This window comes from Microbacterium sp. CH1 (assembly GCF_001595495.1).
Classification (GTDB): Bacteria; Actinomycetota; Actinomycetes; order Actinomycetales; family Microbacteriaceae; genus Microbacterium.
Genome location: NZ_LOSO01000015.1, coordinates 103,973 through 124,241, shown reverse-complemented (window position 1 = coordinate 124,241; position 20,269 = coordinate 103,973). Strand labels below are relative to the sequence as shown.

General features: G+C 66.5%; 22 protein-coding genes and 1 pseudogene. 15 read left to right on the top strand and 8 right to left on the bottom strand.

What is annotated here, in order from left to right:
• Positions 1 to 83: 83 nt before the first annotated feature.
• Together AUV07_RS08845 and AUV07_RS08840 are read right to left on the bottom strand one after the other, a co-directional pair.
• Entirely contained in the window at positions 84 to 530 is a 447-nt protein-coding gene (locus tag AUV07_RS08845; protein WP_029266188.1) for a DUF6153 family protein, read from the bottom strand.
• A gap of 70 nt (positions 531 to 600) precedes the next feature.
• The gene (locus tag AUV07_RS08840) at positions 601 to 1,761 is read right to left on the bottom strand and encodes an FAD-dependent oxidoreductase (protein ID WP_051667917.1); all 1,161 of its coding nucleotides are present in this window, start codon (positions 1,759 to 1,761) and stop codon (positions 601 to 603) included.
• Between the two features lie 104 nt (positions 1,762 to 1,865).
• Here AUV07_RS08840 and AUV07_RS08835 point away from each other — a divergent pair, with 104 nt between their 5' ends.
• The 12 genes from AUV07_RS08835 (at position 1,866) to AUV07_RS08780 (ending at position 13,193) form a co-directional block, all read left to right on the top strand.
• Positions 1,866 to 2,078, top strand: coding sequence for a heavy-metal-associated domain-containing protein (locus AUV07_RS08835; RefSeq protein ID WP_029266192.1), 213 nt, complete (start codon positions 1,866 to 1,868; stop codon positions 2,076 to 2,078).
• A complete protein-coding gene (locus tag AUV07_RS08830; protein ID WP_029266194.1) occupies positions 2,075 to 3,025 on the top strand; it encodes a hypothetical protein in 951 nt (316 codons plus the stop codon). Before AUV07_RS08835 ends, AUV07_RS08830 begins: the two co-directional genes overlap by 4 nt.
• Before the next feature lie 45 nt (positions 3,026 to 3,070).
• Positions 3,071 to 5,392, top strand: a complete 2,322-nt coding sequence (locus AUV07_RS08825; protein ID WP_062635483.1) for a heavy metal translocating P-type ATPase — start codon at positions 3,071 to 3,073, stop codon at positions 5,390 to 5,392.
• A gap of 21 nt (positions 5,393 to 5,413) precedes the next feature.
• Positions 5,414 to 5,668 carry a YHS domain-containing protein gene (locus tag AUV07_RS08820; RefSeq protein ID WP_029266198.1) on the top strand — a complete coding sequence of 85 codons (255 nt, stop codon included), beginning with the start codon at positions 5,414 to 5,416 and terminating at the stop codon, positions 5,666 to 5,668.
• 73 nt (positions 5,669 to 5,741) lie between these two features.
• Positions 5,742 to 7,985 carry a heavy metal translocating P-type ATPase gene (locus AUV07_RS08810; RefSeq protein WP_371511043.1) on the top strand — a complete coding sequence of 748 codons (2,244 nt, stop codon included), beginning with the start codon at positions 5,742 to 5,744 and terminating at the stop codon, positions 7,983 to 7,985.
• Between the two features lie 23 nt (positions 7,986 to 8,008).
• Positions 8,009 to 8,353 carry a metal-sensitive transcriptional regulator gene (locus tag AUV07_RS08805; RefSeq protein ID WP_029266204.1) on the top strand — a complete coding sequence of 115 codons (345 nt, stop codon included), beginning with the start codon at positions 8,009 to 8,011 and terminating at the stop codon, positions 8,351 to 8,353.
• A gap of 531 nt (positions 8,354 to 8,884) precedes the next feature.
• Entirely contained in the window at positions 8,885 to 9,073 is a 189-nt protein-coding gene (locus AUV07_RS18215; RefSeq protein WP_371511042.1) for a hypothetical protein, read from the top strand.
• Positions 9,074 to 9,377: 304 nt separating this feature from the next.
• The gene (gene trxB / locus AUV07_RS08800; protein ID WP_029266208.1) at positions 9,378 to 10,355 is read left to right on the top strand and encodes a thioredoxin-disulfide reductase; all 978 of its coding nucleotides are present in this window, start codon (positions 9,378 to 9,380) and stop codon (positions 10,353 to 10,355) included.
• Complete coding sequence (gene trxA / locus AUV07_RS08795) at positions 10,352 to 10,678, top strand: thioredoxin (protein ID WP_029266209.1); 327 nt, start codon at positions 10,352 to 10,354, stop codon at positions 10,676 to 10,678. Before trxB ends, trxA begins: the two co-directional genes overlap by 4 nt.
• Positions 10,675 to 11,772 (top strand): ACR3 family arsenite efflux transporter, encoded by a 1,098-nt coding sequence (gene arsB, locus AUV07_RS08790; protein WP_029266210.1) that lies wholly within the window; start codon positions 10,675 to 10,677, stop codon positions 11,770 to 11,772. Before trxA ends, arsB begins: the two co-directional genes overlap by 4 nt.
• The gene (locus tag AUV07_RS08785; RefSeq protein ID WP_029266212.1) at positions 11,769 to 12,767 is read left to right on the top strand and encodes a metalloregulator ArsR/SmtB family transcription factor; all 999 of its coding nucleotides are present in this window, start codon (positions 11,769 to 11,771) and stop codon (positions 12,765 to 12,767) included. The genes arsB and AUV07_RS08785 overlap by 4 nt, the downstream gene beginning before the upstream one ends.
• A 21-nt stretch (positions 12,768 to 12,788) precedes the next feature.
• A complete protein-coding gene (locus AUV07_RS08780) occupies positions 12,789 to 13,193 on the top strand; it encodes an arsenate reductase ArsC (RefSeq protein WP_029266214.1) in 405 nt (134 codons plus the stop codon).
• Between the two features lie 46 nt (positions 13,194 to 13,239).
• Here the strand turns inward: AUV07_RS08780 and AUV07_RS08775 are convergent, their stop codons facing one another.
• The 6 genes and pseudogenes from AUV07_RS08775 to AUV07_RS08750 all read right to left on the bottom strand — a co-directional run bounded on the left by AUV07_RS08775 (position 13,240) and on the right by AUV07_RS08750 (position 17,961).
• Positions 13,240 to 13,896 (bottom strand): DsbA family protein, encoded by a 657-nt coding sequence (locus tag AUV07_RS08775; protein ID WP_029266216.1) that lies wholly within the window; start codon positions 13,894 to 13,896, stop codon positions 13,240 to 13,242.
• Between the two features lie 44 nt (positions 13,897 to 13,940).
• Entirely contained in the window at positions 13,941 to 16,025 is a 2,085-nt protein-coding gene (locus tag AUV07_RS08770) for a heavy metal translocating P-type ATPase (RefSeq protein ID WP_231479865.1), read from the bottom strand.
• On the bottom strand, positions 16,022 to 16,357 hold the full coding sequence (cmtR, locus tag AUV07_RS08765; RefSeq protein ID WP_029266220.1) for a Cd(II)/Pb(II)-sensing metalloregulatory transcriptional regulator CmtR: 336 nt from the start codon (positions 16,355 to 16,357) through the stop codon (positions 16,022 to 16,024). Before cmtR ends, AUV07_RS08770 begins: the two co-directional genes overlap by 4 nt.
• Before the next feature lie 120 nt (positions 16,358 to 16,477).
• Positions 16,478 to 16,864: a hypothetical protein gene (locus AUV07_RS08760; protein ID WP_029266222.1), complete on the bottom strand. Its 387-nt coding sequence runs from the start codon at positions 16,862 to 16,864 to the stop codon at positions 16,478 to 16,480.
• The gene (locus AUV07_RS08755; protein ID WP_136025417.1) at positions 16,864 to 17,301 is read right to left on the bottom strand and encodes a hypothetical protein; all 438 of its coding nucleotides are present in this window, start codon (positions 17,299 to 17,301) and stop codon (positions 16,864 to 16,866) included. Before AUV07_RS08755 ends, AUV07_RS08760 begins: the two co-directional genes overlap by 1 nt.
• Positions 17,302 to 17,552: 251 nt before the next feature.
• A pseudogene (locus tag AUV07_RS08750) lies at positions 17,553 to 17,961 on the bottom strand (arsenate reductase/protein-tyrosine-phosphatase family protein).
• A gap of 94 nt (positions 17,962 to 18,055) precedes the next feature.
• On the opposite strand from AUV07_RS08750, the gene AUV07_RS17585 reads away from it, so the two are divergent.
• The 3 genes from AUV07_RS17585 (at position 18,056) to AUV07_RS17315 (ending at position 20,260) form a co-directional block, all read left to right on the top strand.
• Positions 18,056 to 18,526 carry a hypothetical protein gene (locus AUV07_RS17585; RefSeq protein WP_136025418.1) on the top strand — a complete coding sequence of 157 codons (471 nt, stop codon included), beginning with the start codon at positions 18,056 to 18,058 and terminating at the stop codon, positions 18,524 to 18,526.
• Between the two features lie 79 nt (positions 18,527 to 18,605).
• Positions 18,606 to 19,271, top strand: coding sequence for a DsbA family protein (locus AUV07_RS08745; RefSeq protein WP_029266226.1), 666 nt, complete (start codon positions 18,606 to 18,608; stop codon positions 19,269 to 19,271).
• Positions 19,271 to 20,260, top strand: a complete 990-nt coding sequence (locus AUV07_RS17315) for a flavin-containing monooxygenase (RefSeq protein ID WP_029266228.1) — start codon at positions 19,271 to 19,273, stop codon at positions 20,258 to 20,260. Before AUV07_RS08745 ends, AUV07_RS17315 begins: the two co-directional genes overlap by 1 nt.
• The last annotated feature ends 9 nt before the right edge of the window (positions 20,261 to 20,269 follow it).

Below are 20,269 nucleotides of genomic sequence, written 5' to 3'. Positions count from 1 at the left end.
CGTAAGTCGTATGAGAGTTCGCTGAAGCGGCGGCGCCAACGGGCGCCGCAGGGCCGCCCACAGTTGGGTCGGCGTGCGAATACTCAAGTTCGACTGATCGAAAGAACCGTCAACGAGGGGCCACGAGGGAGGGCATCGGTCGCTTCCCACCGCAACCAGCTGGTCACCTCGCGAAGGGAGATGCCGGAGCGTCGGGCAAACGTCGGTGGGACGAGGAGCAGAAGGCCGGCCAGCAACGCGAGTACGCAGGCGGTGACCATGTCGTCGTGACCCTGCCCTTGTCCGGTGGTCACGTGGCACGGCCCGTCGCAGGCAGCGGCACCACCGTCGTCGAGGCTCGCCGTGGCGTCCGGAACGTGAGCGACTGTCGATGCGGAATGGGCGACGCCCGAGGAGCCGTGCCCGGCAGGTTCCGCGGTGAAGGTGTGCATGCCCAGGAGGCCGACGATGATCAGGACGGCCGCGGTGCCGAGCATCAGCAGGGTGCGCAGCGACAACTGCGGGCTTGTGGCGCGAACCGTCACCTGCATCCTCGATCCTTCCTGTTCCTCACGACGCTAGCACCGCCGCCTGTGTGCCCGACATCGATCCTGTGCACACTCAGAAGCCGCCTGCCAGCTCGTGCTTGACCGCCAGGATTTCCCTTGCCGCTGACCACCCGACAGCACCCGCCCTCTTGCCGTCGGCGGTCCTGAAGGTCGAGACGAGGCCGCCGCCGGCCGATGACGTCGTTTCCGCGGTCGCCTGCGGCAAGACGACGCCCGCTCCACTCAGCGTGACGCCGTGCACATTCACCGTGAACCCGGAAACGTGCCGGTACGGGCCAGGATCGTCCCCGCCGTGCAGATCATGAAGCAGCGCTCGGGCGGCGTGAGCCCCTTGTGCCACCGCATCATCCCAATGATCCATACGATAGAGCGAACCGTCGGGACCGACATGAGCGGCGACCCCACCGGCCGCATACACTGCCGGGATCGTCCTGGCACGGAGCCGGTCATCGACCTCGATCGCGGCACCGTCTGAGCGGATCCATGAGACAGCCGGAACTGTTCCGTGGGCGAGGACGATCACGTCTGACGATACAGATGTCCCATCATCGAGGAGTACGTCACCCCCGCTTCCGGAAGCCGAGATGGAGCGCACTGTCCGGCCTGGATGGAACTCCGTGTGCGCAGCGTGCAGATCGCGGAGCCGGGTGGCGATCGGCAACCCGAGGCTGTGCGCCAAGGGGATTTCGGAGCGCGCGACGAGATGCACTCTGGCACCAGCGCTCACAAGGTAGCTTGCTGCTTCTGCTCCGACCAGCCCGGCACCGAGGACAGTGACAACCCGCCTTTCGAACGTCGGACCCGCATGCCCTCGGATGCGTAGCGCGTCGGACGCGCTGTGCAGCGTGAAGACCCCCTCGCTGACGCCTGTCGCCTGCAGGGGACGCGGGGCGGCGCCGGTCGCCACGACAGCCGTTGCGAATATCAGCCGTCTGCCATCGTGCAGCAAGATGCCCCGCTCTTCCATCCCGACAGCGCTGCCGGGGATCGTCTCGACATCGATCGAGTCCAAGGCAGGCAGCGCGGATTGCTCCGGGGTGAGCAGGCCACGAAGGATGCCCTTGGTCACCAGCGTGCGGTTGTACGGGGCGAACGGCTCCGCATGCACGATCCGGATCGACCCGTCGAAACCGCTGCGCCGCAACGTGACCGCCGCAGAATGACCCGCGGCGCCCGCGCCGACGATGAGCACATCCGAGCTGGTCTTATCCATGAGAAGCTCCCTTCACCCCCTTGACCGGAATACCCTGGGTGGGTATATGGTTAGGCATACCAGTACCCTACCGGGGTATTCCGAATCGAGGGAAGGAAGCCATCATGAGCACGAGCGAGTACCAGGTGAGCGGGATGAGCTGCGGCCACTGCGAGGTCGCTGTTCGCGGCGAGGTCAGCCAGGTCCCCGGCGTCGAGAACATCGAAGTGAGTGCGCAGACCGGCCGGCTTCTCGTCACGACGAGTTCCGCAGTGGATGACGCGGCCGTGCTCGCGGCCGTCGATGAGGCCGGGTACGAGGCGGTCCGACTCTCATGAACGCCCCGGGCCGCCTCGGCCTCTACGGCGCGGGCCTTGTCGTTGTCTTCGGCGCCGCCTTCGCCGCCGCGGGCGCACTCGTGCCCGACAGCACGGTGACCGCATGGGCGGACGCCGGGCATTCCTCGCATGACGCGCAAGCGCCCGAGGATGCTGCTGGCACGAAAGACGATCAGGAGATGGGGGTGAGTGGAGTGATGAGCGCGGCATCGGGATTCACAATGAGCCCCGTACAGGCGCCGGCGAACGTCGAGACGGACGGTGAACTCTCCTTCGACATCCGCGATCCCTCAGGTGTCCCGATCACCGATTTCGACGAGGCCCACGATAAGCAGTTGCACCTGATCGTGGTCCGCAACGACGGGCGTGAATACCGTCACGTGCACCCCGAACTCGACCCGAGGACCGGGGTCTGGTCGCTGCCATGGTCCTGGGATACCGCGGGAACGTACCGGCTGTATGCGGACTTCACCTCTGAGGGGGTGAGCGCCACGCTCTCCCGCACCGTCGATGTGGCGGGGCAGCTGACACCGGAGCCCGAGGTCGCCGTCAAGACAAGCGACACGGTCGACGGCTTCGACGTGACCGTCAGCGGCGACCTGGTCGCCGGAACTGGAAGCGAACTGACTGTCAAGGTCTCTCGGGACGGGGAACCCGTCACGGTGCTGGAGCCGTACCTCGGTGCGTTCGGCCACCTCGTTGCCCTGCGCGATGGCGACCTGGCGTATCTGCATGTGCACGCGCGCGGCGAGGAACCACAGCCGGGCGATCTGGCCGGCCCCGAGGTGGAATTCACCGCCGAGACACCCACCACCGGCCGCTACCTGCTGTACCTGGACTTCCAGGTCGACGGACAGGTCCACACCGCACAGTTCGTACTCGAGGCGACCCCCGCCACCGGCGACCAGGCGGACACCGAAGACGACGCCGAGCACGACGGGCACTGACCCGCTCAGTGCGCATCGAGTTGCAAGAAGGATCGAGGAGACATCATGACGGATACGCAGTCAGCAGCCGCGTCCAGCGTGGAGCTGGAGATCGGCGGGATGACCTGCGCGTCGTGCGCGATGCGCATCGAGAAGAAGCTCAACAAGCTGGACGGTGTCACCGCCACCGTGAACTATGCGACGGAGAAGGCGAAGGTCACCGCACCGAACGGGTTCGACCCGGCGCTGCTGATCGCCGAGGTGGAGAAGACCGGCTACACGGCCGCCCTTCCCTCACCGGAGCCGTCCGCGGTAGTCGACGGTGAGGACGCTCCGGATAGGGAGCTGGTGAGCCTGCGGAACCGTTTGATCGCTTCCATCGTGCTGACCCTTCCTGTGATTGCGATGTCGATGATCCCCGCATTGCAGTTCACTTACTGGCAGTGGCTCTCACTCGCCCTGGCCGGCCCCGTCATCGTTTGGGCGGCCTGGCCTTTCCACAAGGCAGCGTGGACGAATCTCCGGCACGGTGCGGCGACCATGGACACGCTCATCTCGATGGGGACGATAGCCGCCTTACTGTGGTCGCTCTACGCGCTGTTCTTCGGCACGGCCGGCGTCCCCGGGATGACCCACCCGTTCGAGCTCACCGTGGCACCGTCGGACGGGGCGGCGAACATCTACCTCGAAGTGGGTGCCGCGGTGACGATGTTCATCCTCGCCGGACGCTACTTCGAGAAGAAGGCGAAACGGCAGGCGGGCGCCGCCCTGCGCGCGCTGTTGGAGCTGGGAGCGAAGGATGTTGCTGTGCTTCGCGCCGGCGCCGAGACCCGCATTCCCATCGCGGACCTGCGAGAGGGCGACGAGTTCATCGTACGGCCCGGCGAGAAGATCGCCACCGATGGTGTGATCGTCTCCGGCACCTCCGCGGTCGACGCGTCCATGCTCACCGGTGAATCCGTGCCGGTCGAGGTCGGCGAAGGAGACTCCGTCACGGGGGCGACGGTCAATGCCGGTGGCCGGCTCGTCATCCGGGCGACGAGGGTCGGGTCGGACACCCAGTTGGCGCAGATGGCGAAGCTCGTCGAGGACGCCCAATCGGGCAAGGCCGAGGTGCAGCGCCTCGCCGACCGGGTGTCGGGTATCTTCGTGCCCATTGTCATCGCGATCGCCATCGCCACGCTGGGCGCTTGGCTCGGCGCGGGATTCCCTGCCGCGGCGGCGTTCACCGCCGCGGTCGCGGTGCTGATCATCGCCTGCCCGTGCGCCCTGGGCCTTGCCACGCCCACCGCACTGCTGGTGGGCACGGGCCGCGGCGCGCAGATGGGCATCCTCATCAAGGGTCCGGAAGTTCTCGAGTCGACGCGACGGGTGGACACCGTCGTTCTGGATAAGACCGGGACGGTGACCACAGGGCGGATGACGCTCACCGGCGTGTTCACCGCTGACGGCGTCGACCGCGGCGAGCTGCTGCGCCTGGCGGGTGCGGTGGAGGACGCCTCCGAGCATCCCATCGCGCAGGCCATCGCCAAAGCCGCAGTCCAAGAGGTCGGCACGCTTCCGACACCCGAGGGTTTCGCGAACATCGAGGGCAAGGGAGTGCAGGGCATCGTCGACGGGCACGCCGTCCTTGTCGGCCGCGAGTCGCTTCTCGAGGACTGGTCCCAGCGCCTTCCCGAGAATCTCGCCGCCGCGAAGAGCGAAGCAGAGCGTCAGGGCAAGACCGCGGTCGCCGTGGGGTGGGACGGGGAAGCACGCGGTGTGCTCATCGTCGCGGACACCATCAAGCCGACCAGCACCGAAGCCATCAGGCAGCTGAAGGCGCTGGGACTGACACCGGTGCTCCTCACCGGAGATAACCGTGCCGTGGCCGAGCAGATCGCGTCTGAGGTCGGCATCGATGAGGTCATCGCCGAAGTGCTCCCGAAAGACAAGGTCGACGTGGTCACCAGGCTGCAGCGCGAGGGCAAGGTCGTGGCGATGGTCGGAGACGGCGTCAACGATGCGGCCGCGCTCGCCCAGGCAGACCTGGGGTTGGCCATGGGCACGGGCACCGATGTGGCGATCGAGGCCAGCGACATCACGCTCGTCCGCGGCGATCTGCGCAGCGCGGCCGACGCGATCCGTCTGTCTCGGAAGACGCTCGGCACGATCAAGGGCAACCTGTTCTGGGCCTTCGCCTACAACGTCGCCGCCATCCCGCTGGCAGCCCTCGGTCTGCTCAATCCCATGCTCGCCGGCGCCGCGATGGCGTTCTCCAGCGTCTTCGTCGTCGGCAACAGCCTCCGCCTGCGCACGTTCCGCAGCCAGGCGGCGGACCCATCCCCGACCGCCGCGCCCGCACCGCGTGATCATGCGACGCGGAACGCAACCGTCGGAACCCACTGAAATCACGAAAGAGGAACACACATGTCTGATTCCGGATCCTGCTGCAGCCACAACAGCCACGGCTCTGTCCCAGCCGACGGACGCAAGGACCTCCTCGCGCCGTCCGCCGAACAGCTCGCCGAATGCCCCGTGATGGTCGGCAGCACCGTCGTGAAAGCGGACGCTGAAGCCGCTGGCCTCTACCGCGACTACGAGGGCACCCGCTATTACTTCTGCTGCGCCGCCTGCGGCCCCCTGTTCGACGCTGACCCCGCCAAGTACGTGACCGCAGCCTGACATCGCTTCACCTGTGCGGGGCGGCACACGGATCGCCCCGCACAGCTTCATCGTTTCCGAGGAGGATAGCCTCATGAGCCAGCCACACAGCGACGACGCTGATCACACCCACGAACACGCAGCGCACGGGCACACCCCATCGGTCCCCGCCGCGGCCACAGAAGACCCCCCCGTCCACACCCCTCACCACGACACCGCCGTGCACCACGACGGTCCCGATACTGCACCGCACGGAAGCGGCGCGCCGATGGGCCACCAGGGTCACGGCGAGCATGCCGGCCATGACGCACATGGTGGACACGACGCTCACGGTGGACACGGGGGTCATGCGGGGCATGGCGACCACGTCGGACAGTTCCGTCGCCTGTTCTGGATCATGCTGATCCTCGCCGTCCCCACCGTCGCGCTGTCGGGCATGTTCGCGATGATCCTCGGCTACACCCTCCCCGACATTCCCGGCCTGGCCTGGGTGTCCCCGGTACTGGGAACAGTGATGTACATCTGGGGTGGAAAGCCGTTCCTCGTCGGTGCTGTCAGCGAAATCCGCGACCGCAAGCCCGGGATGATGCTCCTCATCGGACTCGCCATCACCGTTGCGTTCATCGCCTCTTGGGGTGCGAGCCTCGGCCTGCTGCACCACGAGCTCGACTTCTGGTGGGAGCTCGCGCTCCTCATCGTGATCATGCTGCTCGGGCACTGGATCGAGATGCGGTCCCTCGCGCAGACCACGTCCGCTCTCGACTCCCTGGCCGCGCTCCTGCCCGACGAAGCAGAACGCGTCGAAGGTGACCAGGTCGTGACGGTCTCGCCTGCCGAACTCGTCGTCGGTGATGTCGTCATCGTTCGCCCCGGGGGCAGCGTCCCCGCCGACGGTCGCATCGTCGACGGTCGCGCGTCGATGGACGAGTCAATGGTCACCGGCGAGTCCCGCACCGTGACGCGCGGTATCGATGACCAGGTCACGGCCGGAACTGTGGCGACCGACTCCGGGCTGCGCGTGGAGATTACCGCCACCGGTGACGACACCACTCTCGCCGGCATCCAACGCCTGGTCACCGAAGCACAGAGCTCGTCCTCGCGCGCGCAGCGCCTTGCCGACACGGCGGCAGGCTGGCTGTTCTGGTTCGCTCTCGGCGCTGGCGTGATCACGGCGATCGTGTGGACGCTCGTTGGGCTTCCCGATGATGCCGTCATCCGCACCATCACGGTGCTCGTCATCGCTTGCCCCCACGCACTCGGTCTCGCAATCCCCTTGGTCGTCTCCATCGCCACCGAACGCGCCGCACGCGGTGGCGTACTCGTGAAGGACAGGCTCGCGCTGGAGAGCATGCGCACCGTCGACACCGTGCTGTTCGACAAGACAGGCACCCTCACCAAGGGCGAACCGACCGTCTCCGAGGTCTCAGTCGTCGAAGGCAACGACACCGACCGGGTGCTCGCCCTGGCCGCCGCCGCGGAGGCCGACAGTGAACACCCGCTCGCCAAGGCCATCGTCCGCGCCGCCGCCGACCGTCACCTCGACGTGCCCCGCAGCTCGGACTTCACCTCCTCTCCCGCAGTCGGCGTCACCGCGACCGTCGACGGGACCGTTGTACGGGTGGGGGGACCGCACCTGCTCACCGAGGAAGATGCGCAGGAGCTGCCCGTTGCCGAGCGGTGGCGCAATGACGGTGCGATCATCCTCCACGTGGTTCAGGACGGCCGTGTGATCGGCGCTCTCAAGCTCGCCGATGAGGTGCGGTCGGAATCGCGCGAAGCCGTCGATGCACTGCACGCGCTGGGTGTGCAGGTCGTGATGATCACCGGCGATGCCGAAGCCGTCGCGCACACCGTGGCCGAGGACCTCGGCATCGACCGTGTCTTCGCCGGCGTCCGACCGGAGGACAAGGCCGCGAAGGTGCAGGAGCTCCAGAACGAGGGACGCAAGGTCGCGATGGTCGGTGACGGCGTCAATGACGCCCCCGCCCTCGCCCAGGCCGATGTCGGGCTCGCGATCGGCGCCGGCACGGACGTTGCCATCGCCTCTGCCGGAGTCATCCTCGCCAGCGACGACCCCCGCTCGGTGCTCTCCGTCATCGAACTGTCCCGCGCCGCATACCGGAAGATGAAGCAGAACCTCTGGTGGGCCGCCGGCTACAACCTGATCTCCGTACCCCTCGCCGCCGGCGTCCTCGCCCCCATCGGGTTCGTGCTGCCGATGTCGGTCGGGGCGATCCTGATGTCCCTGTCCACCATCGTGGTTGCCCTCAACGCGCAGCTCCTGCGGCGACTCGACCTTCGCCCGGAAACCACGGCCCGCGCGATCCTCAACCGATAACCAATCCAGAACCGGAGACCACGATGACCGACACCATCGAGACCGACCAGGTCGAGTCCGACACCGCCTGCGAACACGGCGAACACGGCGAACACGGCTACATCACCGACAAAGCCCGCTATCTCGCCCGTCTCAAACGGATCGAAGGACAAGCCCGCGGCATCCACCGCATGGTCGACGAGGAGAAGTACTGCATCGACATCCTCACCCAGATCTCAGCGCTGACGAGCTCACTCCAGGGCGTTGCTGTCGGTCTTCTCGAAGACCATCTCCGCCACTGCGTCACCGACGCCGCACGTGCAGGCGGAGACATTGCCGAGGCCAAGATCACTGAAGCATCCCAGGCCATCGCACGCCTCGTCCGCTAAGCCAGCGAGGCGGCCCCGCGGATGCCTTCGATGCTCCTCGGATAGCTCTGGGCGAGTGGACGCTCAGGACTTTGCGCGCCTGTAGTCAAAGGCGCCGTCCTGACGCTGAGAATCGAGCAACTGATCGAGGATGCCATCGTGATCGATGACGGGCTTGGGCTGGCCATCCGGCTGCAGCCGCCCATCTAACCGAACGTGGCGTCGATGACGTGGTCGTCGAGCGTGGCTCCTCCGCTGGTGCTGCCGTGTCCGAGTGGGGTCATGCACGCCTCTTCTCAGGCTGGCCGGAGCTCACCGACACTGCAGCGCGTCGCCTGCTCGAGCCGACCGGGACGGCGCCGGCAAACGGCTACCCGACGGGGGCGGAGTGGGTGAGTGAGTACCTCACCCCACTCGTCGATGTGCTGGGTGACCGCGTCCTCTACGGCACAACGGTGACGGGAATCGCGCGGCAGGGGCGCGACAAAGACGTAGACAGCGGCCGCAAGGGCCAGCCATTCGTTGTGCACACGGTCGACCAGGACGGCTGCGATGGCCGTATCCTCGCCAGTGCTCGACGCCGTGGCCAGCATCGCCTCGGAGATCGACCCGAACATCCACTCCTGCGGCTCCGTCGGAGCCACCGGCGCACGCCAGCTCGCGCAGCCCGAGAAGGACCTGTTCATCGTCGGTGCGAAGTCTTATGGCCGCGCCCCCACCTTCCTGGCGCTCACGGGCTAGGAGCAGGTCCGCAGCGTCGCAGCTCACCTTGCCGGAGATCACGAGGCTGCGGAGCGCAACGAGCTCGTCCTTCCCGACACCGGGGTCTGCGGCGGTGCCGGCGGCTTCGACGCCGAGGGTGCCAGCTGCTGCGGCACGCCATCCGTACTGCGCAGATCGGCGCAAGGCCCGTCGGCGCAGTCTGACCGACCCACGAGAGGGCGACTTCCCGATTGGGAGGTCGCTTCTTGGCATCCAGGTGCAGTGTCCGTGAACTGTCTCGCCGCCGATTGCGCCTTACTTTGAAGAATGTCAATATAGATTCATGTCGAATCAACAGATTGAGCTGGTCATCATCGGATCGGGCCCCGCAGGCTTCACCGCCGCGATCTACGCGGCCCGGGCAAACCTCGCCCCGGTCGTTATCGCCGGTTCGGTGACCACCGGTGGTGCGCTGATGACGACGACCGAGGTGGAGAACTTCCCTGGGTTCGTCGACGCCGTCAACGGACCGGAGTTGATGGAGTCGATGCGTCAGCAGGCCGAGCGGTTCGGCGCCCGCATCCTCCTCGACGACGCAGTCAGCGTCGACCTCGACGGACCGATCAAGGCCATCGTGACTGGCGCGGGTGAGACGTTCCGTGCGCGTGCGGTGATCCTCACCATGGGCTCCGCCTATCGCAAGCTCGGGTTGCCGGATGAGGAGCGACTCACCGGCCGAGGCGTGTCCTGGTGCGCCACCTGCGATGGGTTCTTCTTCCGCGAGCAGGAGATCGTCGTCGTCGGCGGCGGGGACTCCGCGATGGAGGAGGCCCTGTTTCTCACCCGTTTCGCATGCAAGGTGACCGTCGTGCACCGTCGCGGCGAGGTCCGCGCTTCGAAGATCATGGCGCAGCGCGTGCTTGACCACCCGAAGATCGAGGTGGCATGGAACAGCGAGATCGCCCGGCTGAACGGCGACGAGAAGCTCGAATCCGTCACCCTCCGTGACACCGTCACCGGCACCGAGCGCGAGCTGGCGGCGACCGGTGTCTTCGTCGCGATCGGCCACGACCCCCGCTCGGAGTTGGTCACAGGACAGGTCGTCACCGACGCAGGCGGGTTCGTCCGAGTGGATCATCCTTCCACCCGCACGAACATCCCCGGGGTGTTCGCGGCCGGCGATCTGGTCGATCACACCTACCGGCAGGCGATCACCGCCGCCGGCACCGGCTGCGCCGCCGCTCAGGACGCCCAGCACTACCTCTCGAACCTCGAGAACGACCCGGCCGCTCCGATCGAGGCCGAGGAGGTCTTCGCATGAGCACGCTCACCGCCGTCACCGACGCCACGTTCGAGGACGAAGTTCTCGACTCCGACATCCCTGTCGTCGTCGACATCTGGGCCACCTGGTGCGGTCCGTGCCGCCAGGTCGCTCCGCTTCTTGAGCAGCTCGCCGCCGAGTACGACGGACGAGTGAAGATCGTCAAGGTCGATGCGGATCGGAATCCCGAGACCGTGACCGCCGCTGGCGTCACGTCGATCCCCACCCTCGGCTTCTTCCGCGACGGCACCGGCACGGACATCCTCATCGGCGCGCACCCGAAGCCCGTCATCGCCGAGAAGATCGAGGCGCTGCTCGCATGACCACCGCAACCGCAGCTTCCGCTCCCGCCGCCGTCCGGCGTCTGTCCACCCTCGACAAGTGGCTGCCACTGTGGATCGGGCTCGCCATGGTCGCAGGACTTCTCCTCGGCCGATTCGTCCCCGCTCTGTCGGACCTGCTCGGCCACCTCGAGGTCGGCGGCATCTCGGTGCCCATCGGGCTCGGGCTGCTGGTGATGATGTACCCGGTGCTCGCGAAGGTCCGCTACGACAAGATCGCGGCCGTCACCGGCGACAAGAAGCTCCTCGTGTCTTCGCTGGTGCTGAACTGGCTCGTCGGCCCTGCGGTCATGTTCGCCCTCGCCTGGATCTTCCTGCCAGATCTGCCCGAGTACCGCACGGGGCTGATCATCGTCGGTCTCGCCCGCTGCATCGCGATGGTCGTCATCTGGAACGACCTCGCCTGCGGCGATCGGGAAGCGACCGCCGTACTCGTCGCGATCAACTCTGTCTTCCAGGTGGTCGCCTTCTCACTGCTGGGCTGGTTCTACCTCACCGTCCTGCCCGGCTGGCTGGGTCTGGACACTCAGGGGTTGGAGATCTCGGTCTGGCAGATCGCCCTGAACGTGCTGGTCTTCCTCGGCGTGCCACTCGTCGCCGGCTTCGCTTCCCGCTGGATCGGCGAGAAGCGTCGCGGCCGCGCCTGGTACGAGGAGAAGTTCCTCCCCGTGATCGGCCCCTGGGCGCTGTACGGGCTGCTGTTCACCATCGTGCTGCTGTTCGCGCTGCAGGGCGATGCGGTCCTGGCCAACCCGCTGGACGTCGCGCGGATCGCGCTGCCACTGCTGGTCTACTTCGGGCTGATGTGGTTCGCAGGGCTCCTGCTCGGCAAGAGCCTGGGCCTGAACTACGCCCGCTCCACCACGCTGGCCTTCACCGCGGCCGGGAACAACTTCGAACTCGCCATCGCCGTCGCCATCGGCACCTTCGGCGCCGCCTCCGGGCAGGCTCTGGCGGGCGTCGTCGGCCCTCTCATCGAGGTGCCCGTCCTCGTTGGACTCGTCTACGTCTCCCTCTGGGCGGCGCGCGCTTGGTTCCACACCGATCCCTACACCGGCGAAAGGATCACCTCATGAACGTCACGCTCACCGACGCCGTCGACAGCTGCAGCCCGGTCGCTACCCACGCCATCGGCCACGAGGCGGCGTCCACCGTCGCCGCGACCTTAAAGGCTCTGTCGGATCCGCTGCGCCTGCGCATGCTCTCCGCGATCGCTTCCGATCCGCGAGGCGAGTCCTGCGTGTGCGATCTCGCCGAGCTCGCACACGTCTCACAGCCCACCGTGTCGCACCATCTGAAGGTCCTCAAGGGCGTCGACGTGCTCACCTCCGAACGGCGCGGCACCTGGGTCTGGTACCGCATCAACCCCAGCCGCCGGGGCGCCGTCACCGCTCTGCTGGACTCCTTCGCGCCTGCGACCATGACGGCGCCCGGCGAAGACGGCGACGCCGAAGGCCGCGCCGGCCACCCCGAGTTCGATGCGCGGATCACCCACCTCGCCGATGAGCTCGCCGCCGAGGTCCCCGAGCTCGCCCCGGAGACCGTGCTGGGCATCGTTCGTGAGTCGTACACGTCACTCGCCCGCACGGCAATAGTCACGGGAGCGCTTGTCCCGCTCACCGAACGCTTCGCACGTCAGCGACTCGCCGACCTCACGCGCGACCGCGACTCCGCTGTACCCCAGGTGTTGTTCGTCTGCGTGGCCAATGCGGGGCGTTCGCAGCTCGCTGCCGCGCTTGTCAACAAGCTCGCCGCCGGCAGGGTTGTCGCCCGCTCGGCAGGATCTGCTCCCGCGGACGTCATCCATCCGCACGTCCGCTCGATCCTCGCCGAGATCGAAGGCGACCTGGCCGCCGAACGCTTCCCCAAGCCCCTCACCGACGATGCCGTCCGTGCCGCCGACGTGGTGATCACGATGGGCTGCGGCGACGTCTGCCCGATCATCCCCGGCGTCCGCTACGACGACTGGGCCGTCGGCGACCCTGCCCTCGCATCCCGCGAGGGCGTCGAAGCCATCCGCGACGACATCGAGGACCGCGTCCGCGCCCTCGTCGATGAGCTCACGCACTGACCACCACCCACAGGAGCCCTCATGACCGACACCACCAAGCCCTCCGTCCTCTTCGTCTGCGTGCACAACGCCGGCCGCTCCCAGATGGCTGCCGGGTTCCTCCGCGACATCGCCGGCGACCGCATCGAGGTCCGCTCCGCCGGCTCCATGCCGGCCGACCAGATCAACCCCATCGCCGTGGAAGCGATGAAGGAACTGGGCATCGACATCACCGCCGAGCAGCCCAAGATCCTCACCACCGAAGCCGTGCAGGCCTCCGACGTCGTGATCACCATGGGATGCGGCGACGCCTGCCCGTTCTTCCCTGGCAAGCGCTACGAGGATTGGAAGCTCGACGATCCTGCCGGTCAGGGCATCGAGGCTGTTCGCCCGATCCGAGACGAGATCCGGGCACGCATCGAGAGGTTGGTCGACGAAATCCTCTGATTCAAAGTCTGTCCGCTGAGGCGGGCCTCGCGCACGCTCGATAGTGTCAGCGAGCGACGGCCTCGTCGAGGGCATCCGTGAGGTCCCTGAGCTGGGTGAGCTCGAGCTTCTCGCCGTCGAGGAAGAAGGTCGGCGTGCCACTGACGTTGAGATACTGGCCGTCGTTGCGGTCTGCTTCGACTCTTTCCTTGGTGGCGGGGTCGGCGATTGCTTCGTCGTACGAGTCCATGTCGAGGCCTAGGTCTTCGGCGAACGTCCGGAACAACTGGGTGTGAGAGGTCTGCTGCTCGCCCCTCTGAGCCTGGGTCTCGAACAGGCGAGCGTACATCTCCTCGAACTTGCCCTGTTGAGCTGCCGCTTCGGCGGCGAGGGCGGCGTTCATGGAGTTGAAGTGTCCGGGCAATGGGAAGTACCGCACGACGTAGTTGATCTCGCCCTCATAGTCGGCGCGGATCTGTTCGACCACCGGGTAGAACGCTCCGCAGGCTTCGCACTCGAAGTCGAGAAACTCCACCAGCGTCGGCGCATCCGGGCCGGCGTCGTCCAGGACGTGCGAGTCAGTCCGGGCGCCGGGCAGTGCGCCCGCCGAGCCGGAAGGGTCGGGAGCAGCGGGCCGGGTCAGCATGACCACGACCAGAGCTGCGATCACGAGGACGATAACGACGGCACCGGTGATGAGGCTGACTTTGACGGGGGTCTTCACGAAGGATGGCTCCAGCTCGGACGGCGATATCACCGCAGGGTTGGTCAGGCGCGTGCGGGCTCGGGTGCCGGCGCTAGCTCTCGGAGAGCAGCGGGGCGTCGGGCTGCACGGACGCCGTTGAGGATGACGACGACCTCGGCGATCTCGTGTACCAGGACGACACCGGCCAGACCGAGAACGCCGAACAGCGCCAGCGGGAAGAGCACGATGATGATGGCGAGGGCCAGGGCGATGTTCGCGGTCATGATGCGTCGCCCGCGGCGCGCGTGCGCGAGCGCGCCGGGGATGAGGCGGAGGTCGTGGCCGGTGAACGCGACATCGGCGGACTCAATGGCGGCCGCCGAACCTTTCAGTCCCATGGCGATGCCGACCGTGGCGGTCGCTAGTGCTGGGGCGTCGTTGATGCCGTCCCCGACCATGGCCGTCGGGCGGACGGTGGTCAGGGATTCGATCGCGTGGGCCTTGTCGGCGGGCAGCTGCTCGGCCCGCACATCGTCGATGCCTGCCTGGGCGGCGATGGCGCGGGCGGTGCGTTCGTTGTCGCCGGTGAGCATGACGGTCTCGATGCCCTGACTGTGGAGCATCCGCACGGTCTCGGCCGACTCCGGGCGCAGTTCGTCACGGATGCCGATGAGCCCGGCGACAGCGCCGTCGGCTTCGACGACGACCACGGTCATGCCCTCCGCAGCCATCCCTTCGGCGGCGGTGCTGAGCACGGCCGGGTCAAGCCAGCGCGCGTTCCCGACGCGGATGAGTGTGCCGTCGACGCGGCCGGCGATGCCGTGGCCGGCTTCTTCCACGACATCGATGGCGGACAGCGCCTTCGGGGATGCCGCGGTGATCGCGGCGGCCAAGGGGTGCGTGCTGGTCGCCTCGATGGCGGCAGCCCAGGCGAGCAGGTCGTCGCGATTGGTCCCGTCGGCGGGTCGGACGTCGACCACCGCGGGTTCGTTGCGGGTGAGCGTCCCGGTCTTGTCCAGCGCGACGGCGCGGATCGTGCCGAGCTGCTCGAACGCCTCCCCGGACTTGATCACCACGCCGAACTTCGACGCGGAGCCGATGGCGCTGATCACGGTGACCGGCACCGCGATCGCCAGCGCGCACGGGGACGCCGCGACCAGGACCACCAGTGCCCGCTCGATCCAGGTCCAGGGGTCACCGACGACGAAGCCGAACAGCGCGACGAGCGCCGCGGCGATCAGGACGACGGGAACCAGCGGGCGCGCGATCCGATCCGCTAGTCGTGCCCGATCGCCCTTGCGGGCGTGGGCCTGCTCCACCAGCGAGACGATCTGCGTGAGGGAGTTGTCGCGGCCATCCGCGGTCGCCTCGATCCGCAACGTCGCCGACCCGTTCACCGAACCTGCCGCGACCACGTCGCCGGGCCCGACCTCGACCGGGATGGACTCCCCGGTGATCGCCGATGTGTCCAGGCTGGAGCGTCCCTCGACGACGACACCGTCGGTCGCCACACGCTCGCCCGCTCCGACGACGAGGATGTCGAGCTCGCGCACATCGGCAGCAGGGACCGTGATGTCGCCACTGAGCCGTGAGACGCGCACCGTCTCCGGGATCAGTGACAGCAGTGCGCGCAGGCCCTCCTTAGCGCGGTCCATCGCTCGGTCCTCCAGCGCCTCAGCGAGGGAGAACAGGAACGCCAGGGTCGCTGCTTCACCGACGTGCCCGAGCAGGACGGCGCCGACAGCAGCGATCGTCATCAGCAGACCGACACCGAGCCGGCCACGGATCACGCGCCGGATCGCACCGGGAACGAACGTGTACGCGCCAGCGAGCAGAGCTGCCCACTGCAGCACCAGTGCGGCAATCTCCAGGCCCGTCCACTCGAACGCGTACCCGGCGAGTAGGAACACACCGGACAGCGCCGACGGCAGTAGAGCGATGTCCCGCCACCACGGTGGACGCACCTCGAACTCGTGATCGGCGCCGGCGGCTGGTGGCAGGGCGGGGCCGCAGCACGCATCGCCGTCATCATGAGCAGATACGCCCGCCGCCGCCTGCACGACCTCTGGGCCGCAGCAGCCGTCTCCCCCCTGCGGTAGCGACAACTCGACGCGGTGGATGGTGCCTGTCTTCCGCGGCTCGTCGTCGCCGCAGCACTCCGCGCTCATGCGCAGCACTCGCACTTCTCGTCAACGCACGGCACGCCTTCATCGACCGCCACAACCGCGTCGAGAAGATGCCGCAGGCCCACCGTCAGGTGCGGATCTGCGATCTCGTACCGCGTGCGACGACCCTCCGGCGTCGCGATCACCAGTCCACAGCCCCGAAGACAGGTGAGATGGTTCGACACGTTCGTGCGGCTCAGTTCAAGATCACGGGCGAGCTCGGCCGGATAACCCGGGGCATCCAGCAGCGACAGCAGGATCCTCGAACGCGTCGGGTCGGCCATCGCCCGACCCAGCCGGTTCATCACATCAAGACGAGAAGCAATAGTCAGCACACGATGACTATACACGGGACACTGAACTATAGCGATGGCGACTCCACTGGACACTGCATCGAGGCGTGGCGCCTTGTCCACCACCTCCTGGAACGTGCCGAGCTTCACTCAGGATCGCGCCTACCGGAAGTTCTTCGACGAGTCCGTGTCGTTCGGATGCGACGGGGATGCCTCGATGAGTATCACCCGTCCCGGCTTCTTGCCCTTCGGCTGGGGAGCGTCGACCGCGTAGCGAAGCCTCGCGCCGTCCGTGACCTTGTACTGCCAGACGGGCAGGGTCCTCCCGCCCACCACCGCTGTAGATAGGTTGCCCTTCAGCTGGTAGCAGCGCGAGCTGTCGAACCGCGTCGGGTGAGCGGTCAGGTAGTCCCAGGCATCCGCGAGGGCGTTCTTCGCGGTCGCGCGAAGGTCGCGCCACCCGCGCTCCGCCGCGACGTCGCCGAAGACGATCTCGTACTCGCTGACCCTTGTCGGTCGCGGAACCGACGATCCCCGCCTTCCCGCCATTACGGGCGCTCGACCCGCGCAGACGTCTCCGTCAGATCGATCGGCTTAGCCGGCCGCGCACCCATGGCGTAAGCCGCAGCAGTCTCCCGCCACTCGTGCTGAGCACGCAGCAGGCGTTCAAACGTGCCCAACTCGCTGGCGGAGTAAACCAGCCGCTCAATTTCGCTCGCGTAAGTGGCCAGCTCGCCCTCATCGAACTCACTCGTCCACGCGAAGAGCTCCCGCAGCGCAGCGCCGACATCGCCCCTGTTCCGCCCGATAGCGCGGAGCAGTTCACTGGAGAGCTTCACGCCAAGCTCGAGCGTGTCGAGGTCGTGGCCACGAAGGATCACCAGGTCATCGCCATCCCGACGAGTGATACGCACCTGGCCCTCGTCGATGTGGGCAAGGACATCCTTCGGCTTACGGAGGAGATCGGTGAAAGTCGCGGTGCTCATGAGACCAGAGTACATCAGATAAACATCAGAGGTTCTGCGTCTTGTGCGCTGGAGCCCCCCGCTGCACCCGTCCGGATGTCCGTTCAGTCGGACACCCCACTGAGAACGAGTGCATCGGCCGCGATAATGTCGGAAGCGCGGTGAGATGACGCTAGATGTCACTCGGACGGGGACGGCGTCGGATTCTCTACGCGCTTTGCGGTGACACATTCCTGACGATGCACCACCGGATTGCCATCCCGCCCACGAGATCAGGTGAGTTCACTCTCGAGTTGTTCGATGCGTGCGCGGATGTCGTCGCAGTTCGAACGGACGGCGTCGATACCCTGGCGCGCTGGGTCGTCCAGCTTCCAGTCCTCGTAGCGCTTGCCAAGAAAGAACGGACAGGCCTCGCCGCATCCCATACTGATGACGACGTCAGACGCCTGCACGGCTTCGGTTGTCAGCACTTTTGGGCTGCTCGGCTGTGCTGTCGATTCCGAGCACGCCCATCGCCTCGTCAGCAGTCGGGTTGGACCGCTCGGCGGGCATGGATCCCGCCGAGCGGACCTCGACGCGGTCGCCTGCGATGTCGCGGAGACATCCGGCCGCCATCTGCGAGCGTCCGGCGTTGTGGACACCGACGAAGAGGACGGAGCGCTTGGTGGTGGTGTCAGTCATGGAGGGCCCTAGTAGGTACTAGTCCAGGAGGCCTCGTCCACGAGGGTGCGTACCCGTACGGTTTGATTGTCGAGGCTGGTAACATCCTCGTGAAATGATCACGTCTGGCCGGTCTCGTAACCAGGCGGCGTCTGTTGACAAGCTCCTGATAACGAAGATCATTACAGGCCTTGGGTTGGCCCTGCTCTTGATTGTCGGAGCATGGTCCGGTGGTCATCGCGACGCGGACGCCTCTCCATATCTCACTGCTACCTCGACTGCATCGATGGAAACCGAGCTTACGAGCTATGGTGCGGTTGGCTCGTCGACGCATGGTTCTGGTGGCGCCTCATCGGAACGGCTCCTGATAGACGGCGCCTCCGCGAACGCACTGATCGGCCTTACAGGGTGCGTGTTTGGCCTCGTCTGCTCCTTCCTGATCCTCATCGTCGCTCGAGCCTTCGTAAATCGCGTGCCGAACGGAAATCGCGAGCGACTTCCGCGCATGCCCGAGATGAGGGCCGCACCCGACCGCCCGTTTGCACGAACTCTTTCCCTCACGCAACTCTCTCTGTCGCGCACCTGACATCGATCAGCCATCTCACGATGGCGCTTCACATTCGGTGGGGTTCACGTTCGTTGTGCTGTGTTGTGGTTGGAGAGAAATGAAAGCGTCTCAAAAGGCGATCCTCGTCACGGTGGGTCTCGTCGTTGTCCTCCTTGTCGTCGCGCTGGTGTACGTCCTTCTCAGTGAGAATCGGGCCTCCGCGCCCGAGACAGAAGGCAACGACGGCCCTCAGGTGGTGCGAGAGAATTCACATGTGCTCGACGATGGCGGCGACGCAGCGGTCACCGTGGTCGAGTTCCTCGATTTTGAGTGCGAGGCGTGTGGCGCCTTCTACCCGCTGGTCGAGGACCTTCGTGAGAAGTTTGATGGGGAGATCACCTACGTCATCCGGTATTTCCCGTTGCCTGGCCACTTCAACTCGAAGAACGCTGCGATCGCGGCAGAAGCGGCGGCCCAGCAGGGACGGCTGGAAGACATGTACCACCGCTTGTTCCAAACACAGGCCCAGTGGGGTGAGGCTCAGGAGTCGCGTGCGAACCTGTTCCGGGGTTTCGCTGTGGAGCTCGGGTTGGATATGGCTGCTTTCGATGAAGCGGTCGCGGATCCGGCGACCGCACAACGAGTGGAGTTCGACGTTGATGAGGGCGAGCGACTCGGCGTCAGCAGCACTCCGACGTTCTTCATCGACGGGGAGCAGGTCGTATTGGAGAAGTGGACGGACCTCGAGGACGGCATCGAAGCTGCGGTGAACGGGACGCAGTGATGGTGCGTTCGTTATCGCATCGCCGAGCGATTATCGTCGGGGCCGGCCAATCTGGATTGGCGATGGCGTCCGCGCTGTCGTCCTATGGGCTGGAGGCACAGAAAGACTTCGTCATCATCGATTCCGCGCCGACCGGTCAACGAAGCTGGGCAACCCGTTGGCACTCGATGAGGCTTCTCAGCGATGCTCGCAACAGCACTCTCCCCGGGTTCCCCTTTCCCGGGGACAATCGCCGTCATCCAGGCGGTCGCGAGATGAGCGACTACCTGGCTTCTGTAGAGAAGACGCTCGGCGTGAAACCTCTCTGGGGCGTTCGCGCTCTCGAGGTGGAACGCCGCGGAGACGGATCCACGTTGCACCTTTCGACGTCCATCGGGGACGTGCAAACGCGAAACGTTGTCTGTGCCACAGGATCTGCGGCAGTGCCCCGAGTCCCTACCTGGCGCCAGAATCTGTCGGCACCCGGAACGGTTCTACATTCCAGTCAGTACCTACACCCGGGCCAGATCCCTTCGGGGACCGTGTTGGTGGTCGGCGGAGGGTTCAGCGGCGTACAGATCGCCGAAGAACTCGCTCACTCGCGAGATGTCACTCTATCCACCCGAACAGAACGACCGCGGCCGTCAGCGCGATGGTCCATCTGGCCGAGGCTGCGCCGCAACCACTCGATTCGTTCCGGCCCCGCGCCCACCGCTCTGGCCGGCGTGAGCCACGCGCCCCCCGTCGTGGAGGCCGACGGAGCCGTCGTGACATTTGCCGATGAGTCGACGATGCAGCCGCACTCCATGATCCTCGCTACCGGCTACGAACCCGGCGACAAGTGGCTACCCGCCCCGGAACCCACCGGTGCTCGGACACAAGCCAACACGCATATTCCCGGACTGTTCACGGTCGGCATCCCGAAGTACTCCCGAACCGGCGCAGACACGATTCCGGGGGCATGGAGTGATGCTGCCATCGTCGCCCCCAACATCATCGACCGCCCCTGAAAGGATCAC

Bases quoted from the DNA above. Each gene is read 5' to 3' on its own strand.
- AUV07_RS08845 (WP_029266188.1), bottom strand. From the start codon at position 530: ATGCAGGTGACGGTTCGCGCCACAAGCCCGCAGTTGTCGCTGCGCACC.
- AUV07_RS08840 (WP_051667917.1), bottom strand. From the start codon at position 1,761: ATGGATAAGACCAGCTCGGATGTGCTCATCGTCGGCGCGGGCGCCGCG.
- AUV07_RS08835 (WP_029266192.1), top strand. From the start codon at position 1,866: ATGAGCACGAGCGAGTACCAGGTGAGCGGGATGAGCTGCGGCCACTGC.
- AUV07_RS08830 (WP_029266194.1), top strand. From the start codon at position 2,075: ATGAACGCCCCGGGCCGCCTCGGCCTCTACGGCGCGGGCCTTGTCGTT.
- AUV07_RS08825 (WP_062635483.1), top strand. From the start codon at position 3,071: ATGACGGATACGCAGTCAGCAGCCGCGTCCAGCGTGGAGCTGGAGATC.
- AUV07_RS08820 (WP_029266198.1), top strand. From the start codon at position 5,414: ATGTCTGATTCCGGATCCTGCTGCAGCCACAACAGCCACGGCTCTGTC.
- AUV07_RS08810 (WP_371511043.1), top strand. From the start codon at position 5,742: ATGAGCCAGCCACACAGCGACGACGCTGATCACACCCACGAACACGCA.
- AUV07_RS08805 (WP_029266204.1), top strand. From the start codon at position 8,009: ATGACCGACACCATCGAGACCGACCAGGTCGAGTCCGACACCGCCTGC.
- AUV07_RS18215 (WP_371511042.1), top strand. From the start codon at position 8,885: ATGGCCGTATCCTCGCCAGTGCTCGACGCCGTGGCCAGCATCGCCTCG.
- trxB (WP_029266208.1), top strand. From the start codon at position 9,378: ATGTCGAATCAACAGATTGAGCTGGTCATCATCGGATCGGGCCCCGCA.
- trxA (WP_029266209.1), top strand. From the start codon at position 10,352: ATGAGCACGCTCACCGCCGTCACCGACGCCACGTTCGAGGACGAAGTT.
- arsB (WP_029266210.1), top strand. From the start codon at position 10,675: ATGACCACCGCAACCGCAGCTTCCGCTCCCGCCGCCGTCCGGCGTCTG.
- AUV07_RS08785 (WP_029266212.1), top strand. From the start codon at position 11,769: ATGAACGTCACGCTCACCGACGCCGTCGACAGCTGCAGCCCGGTCGCT.
- AUV07_RS08780 (WP_029266214.1), top strand. From the start codon at position 12,789: ATGACCGACACCACCAAGCCCTCCGTCCTCTTCGTCTGCGTGCACAAC.
- AUV07_RS08770 (WP_231479865.1), bottom strand. From the start codon at position 16,025: ATGAGCGCGGAGTGCTGCGGCGACGACGAGCCGCGGAAGACAGGCACC.
- AUV07_RS08760 (WP_029266222.1), bottom strand. From the start codon at position 16,864: ATGGCGGGAAGGCGGGGATCGTCGGTTCCGCGACCGACAAGGGTCAGC.
- AUV07_RS08755 (WP_136025417.1), bottom strand. From the start codon at position 17,301: ATGAGCACCGCGACTTTCACCGATCTCCTCCGTAAGCCGAAGGATGTC.
- AUV07_RS17585 (WP_136025418.1), top strand. From the start codon at position 18,056: ATGATCACGTCTGGCCGGTCTCGTAACCAGGCGGCGTCTGTTGACAAG.
- AUV07_RS08745 (WP_029266226.1), top strand. From the start codon at position 18,606: ATGAAAGCGTCTCAAAAGGCGATCCTCGTCACGGTGGGTCTCGTCGTT.
- AUV07_RS17315 (WP_029266228.1), top strand. From the start codon at position 19,271: ATGGTGCGTTCGTTATCGCATCGCCGAGCGATTATCGTCGGGGCCGGC.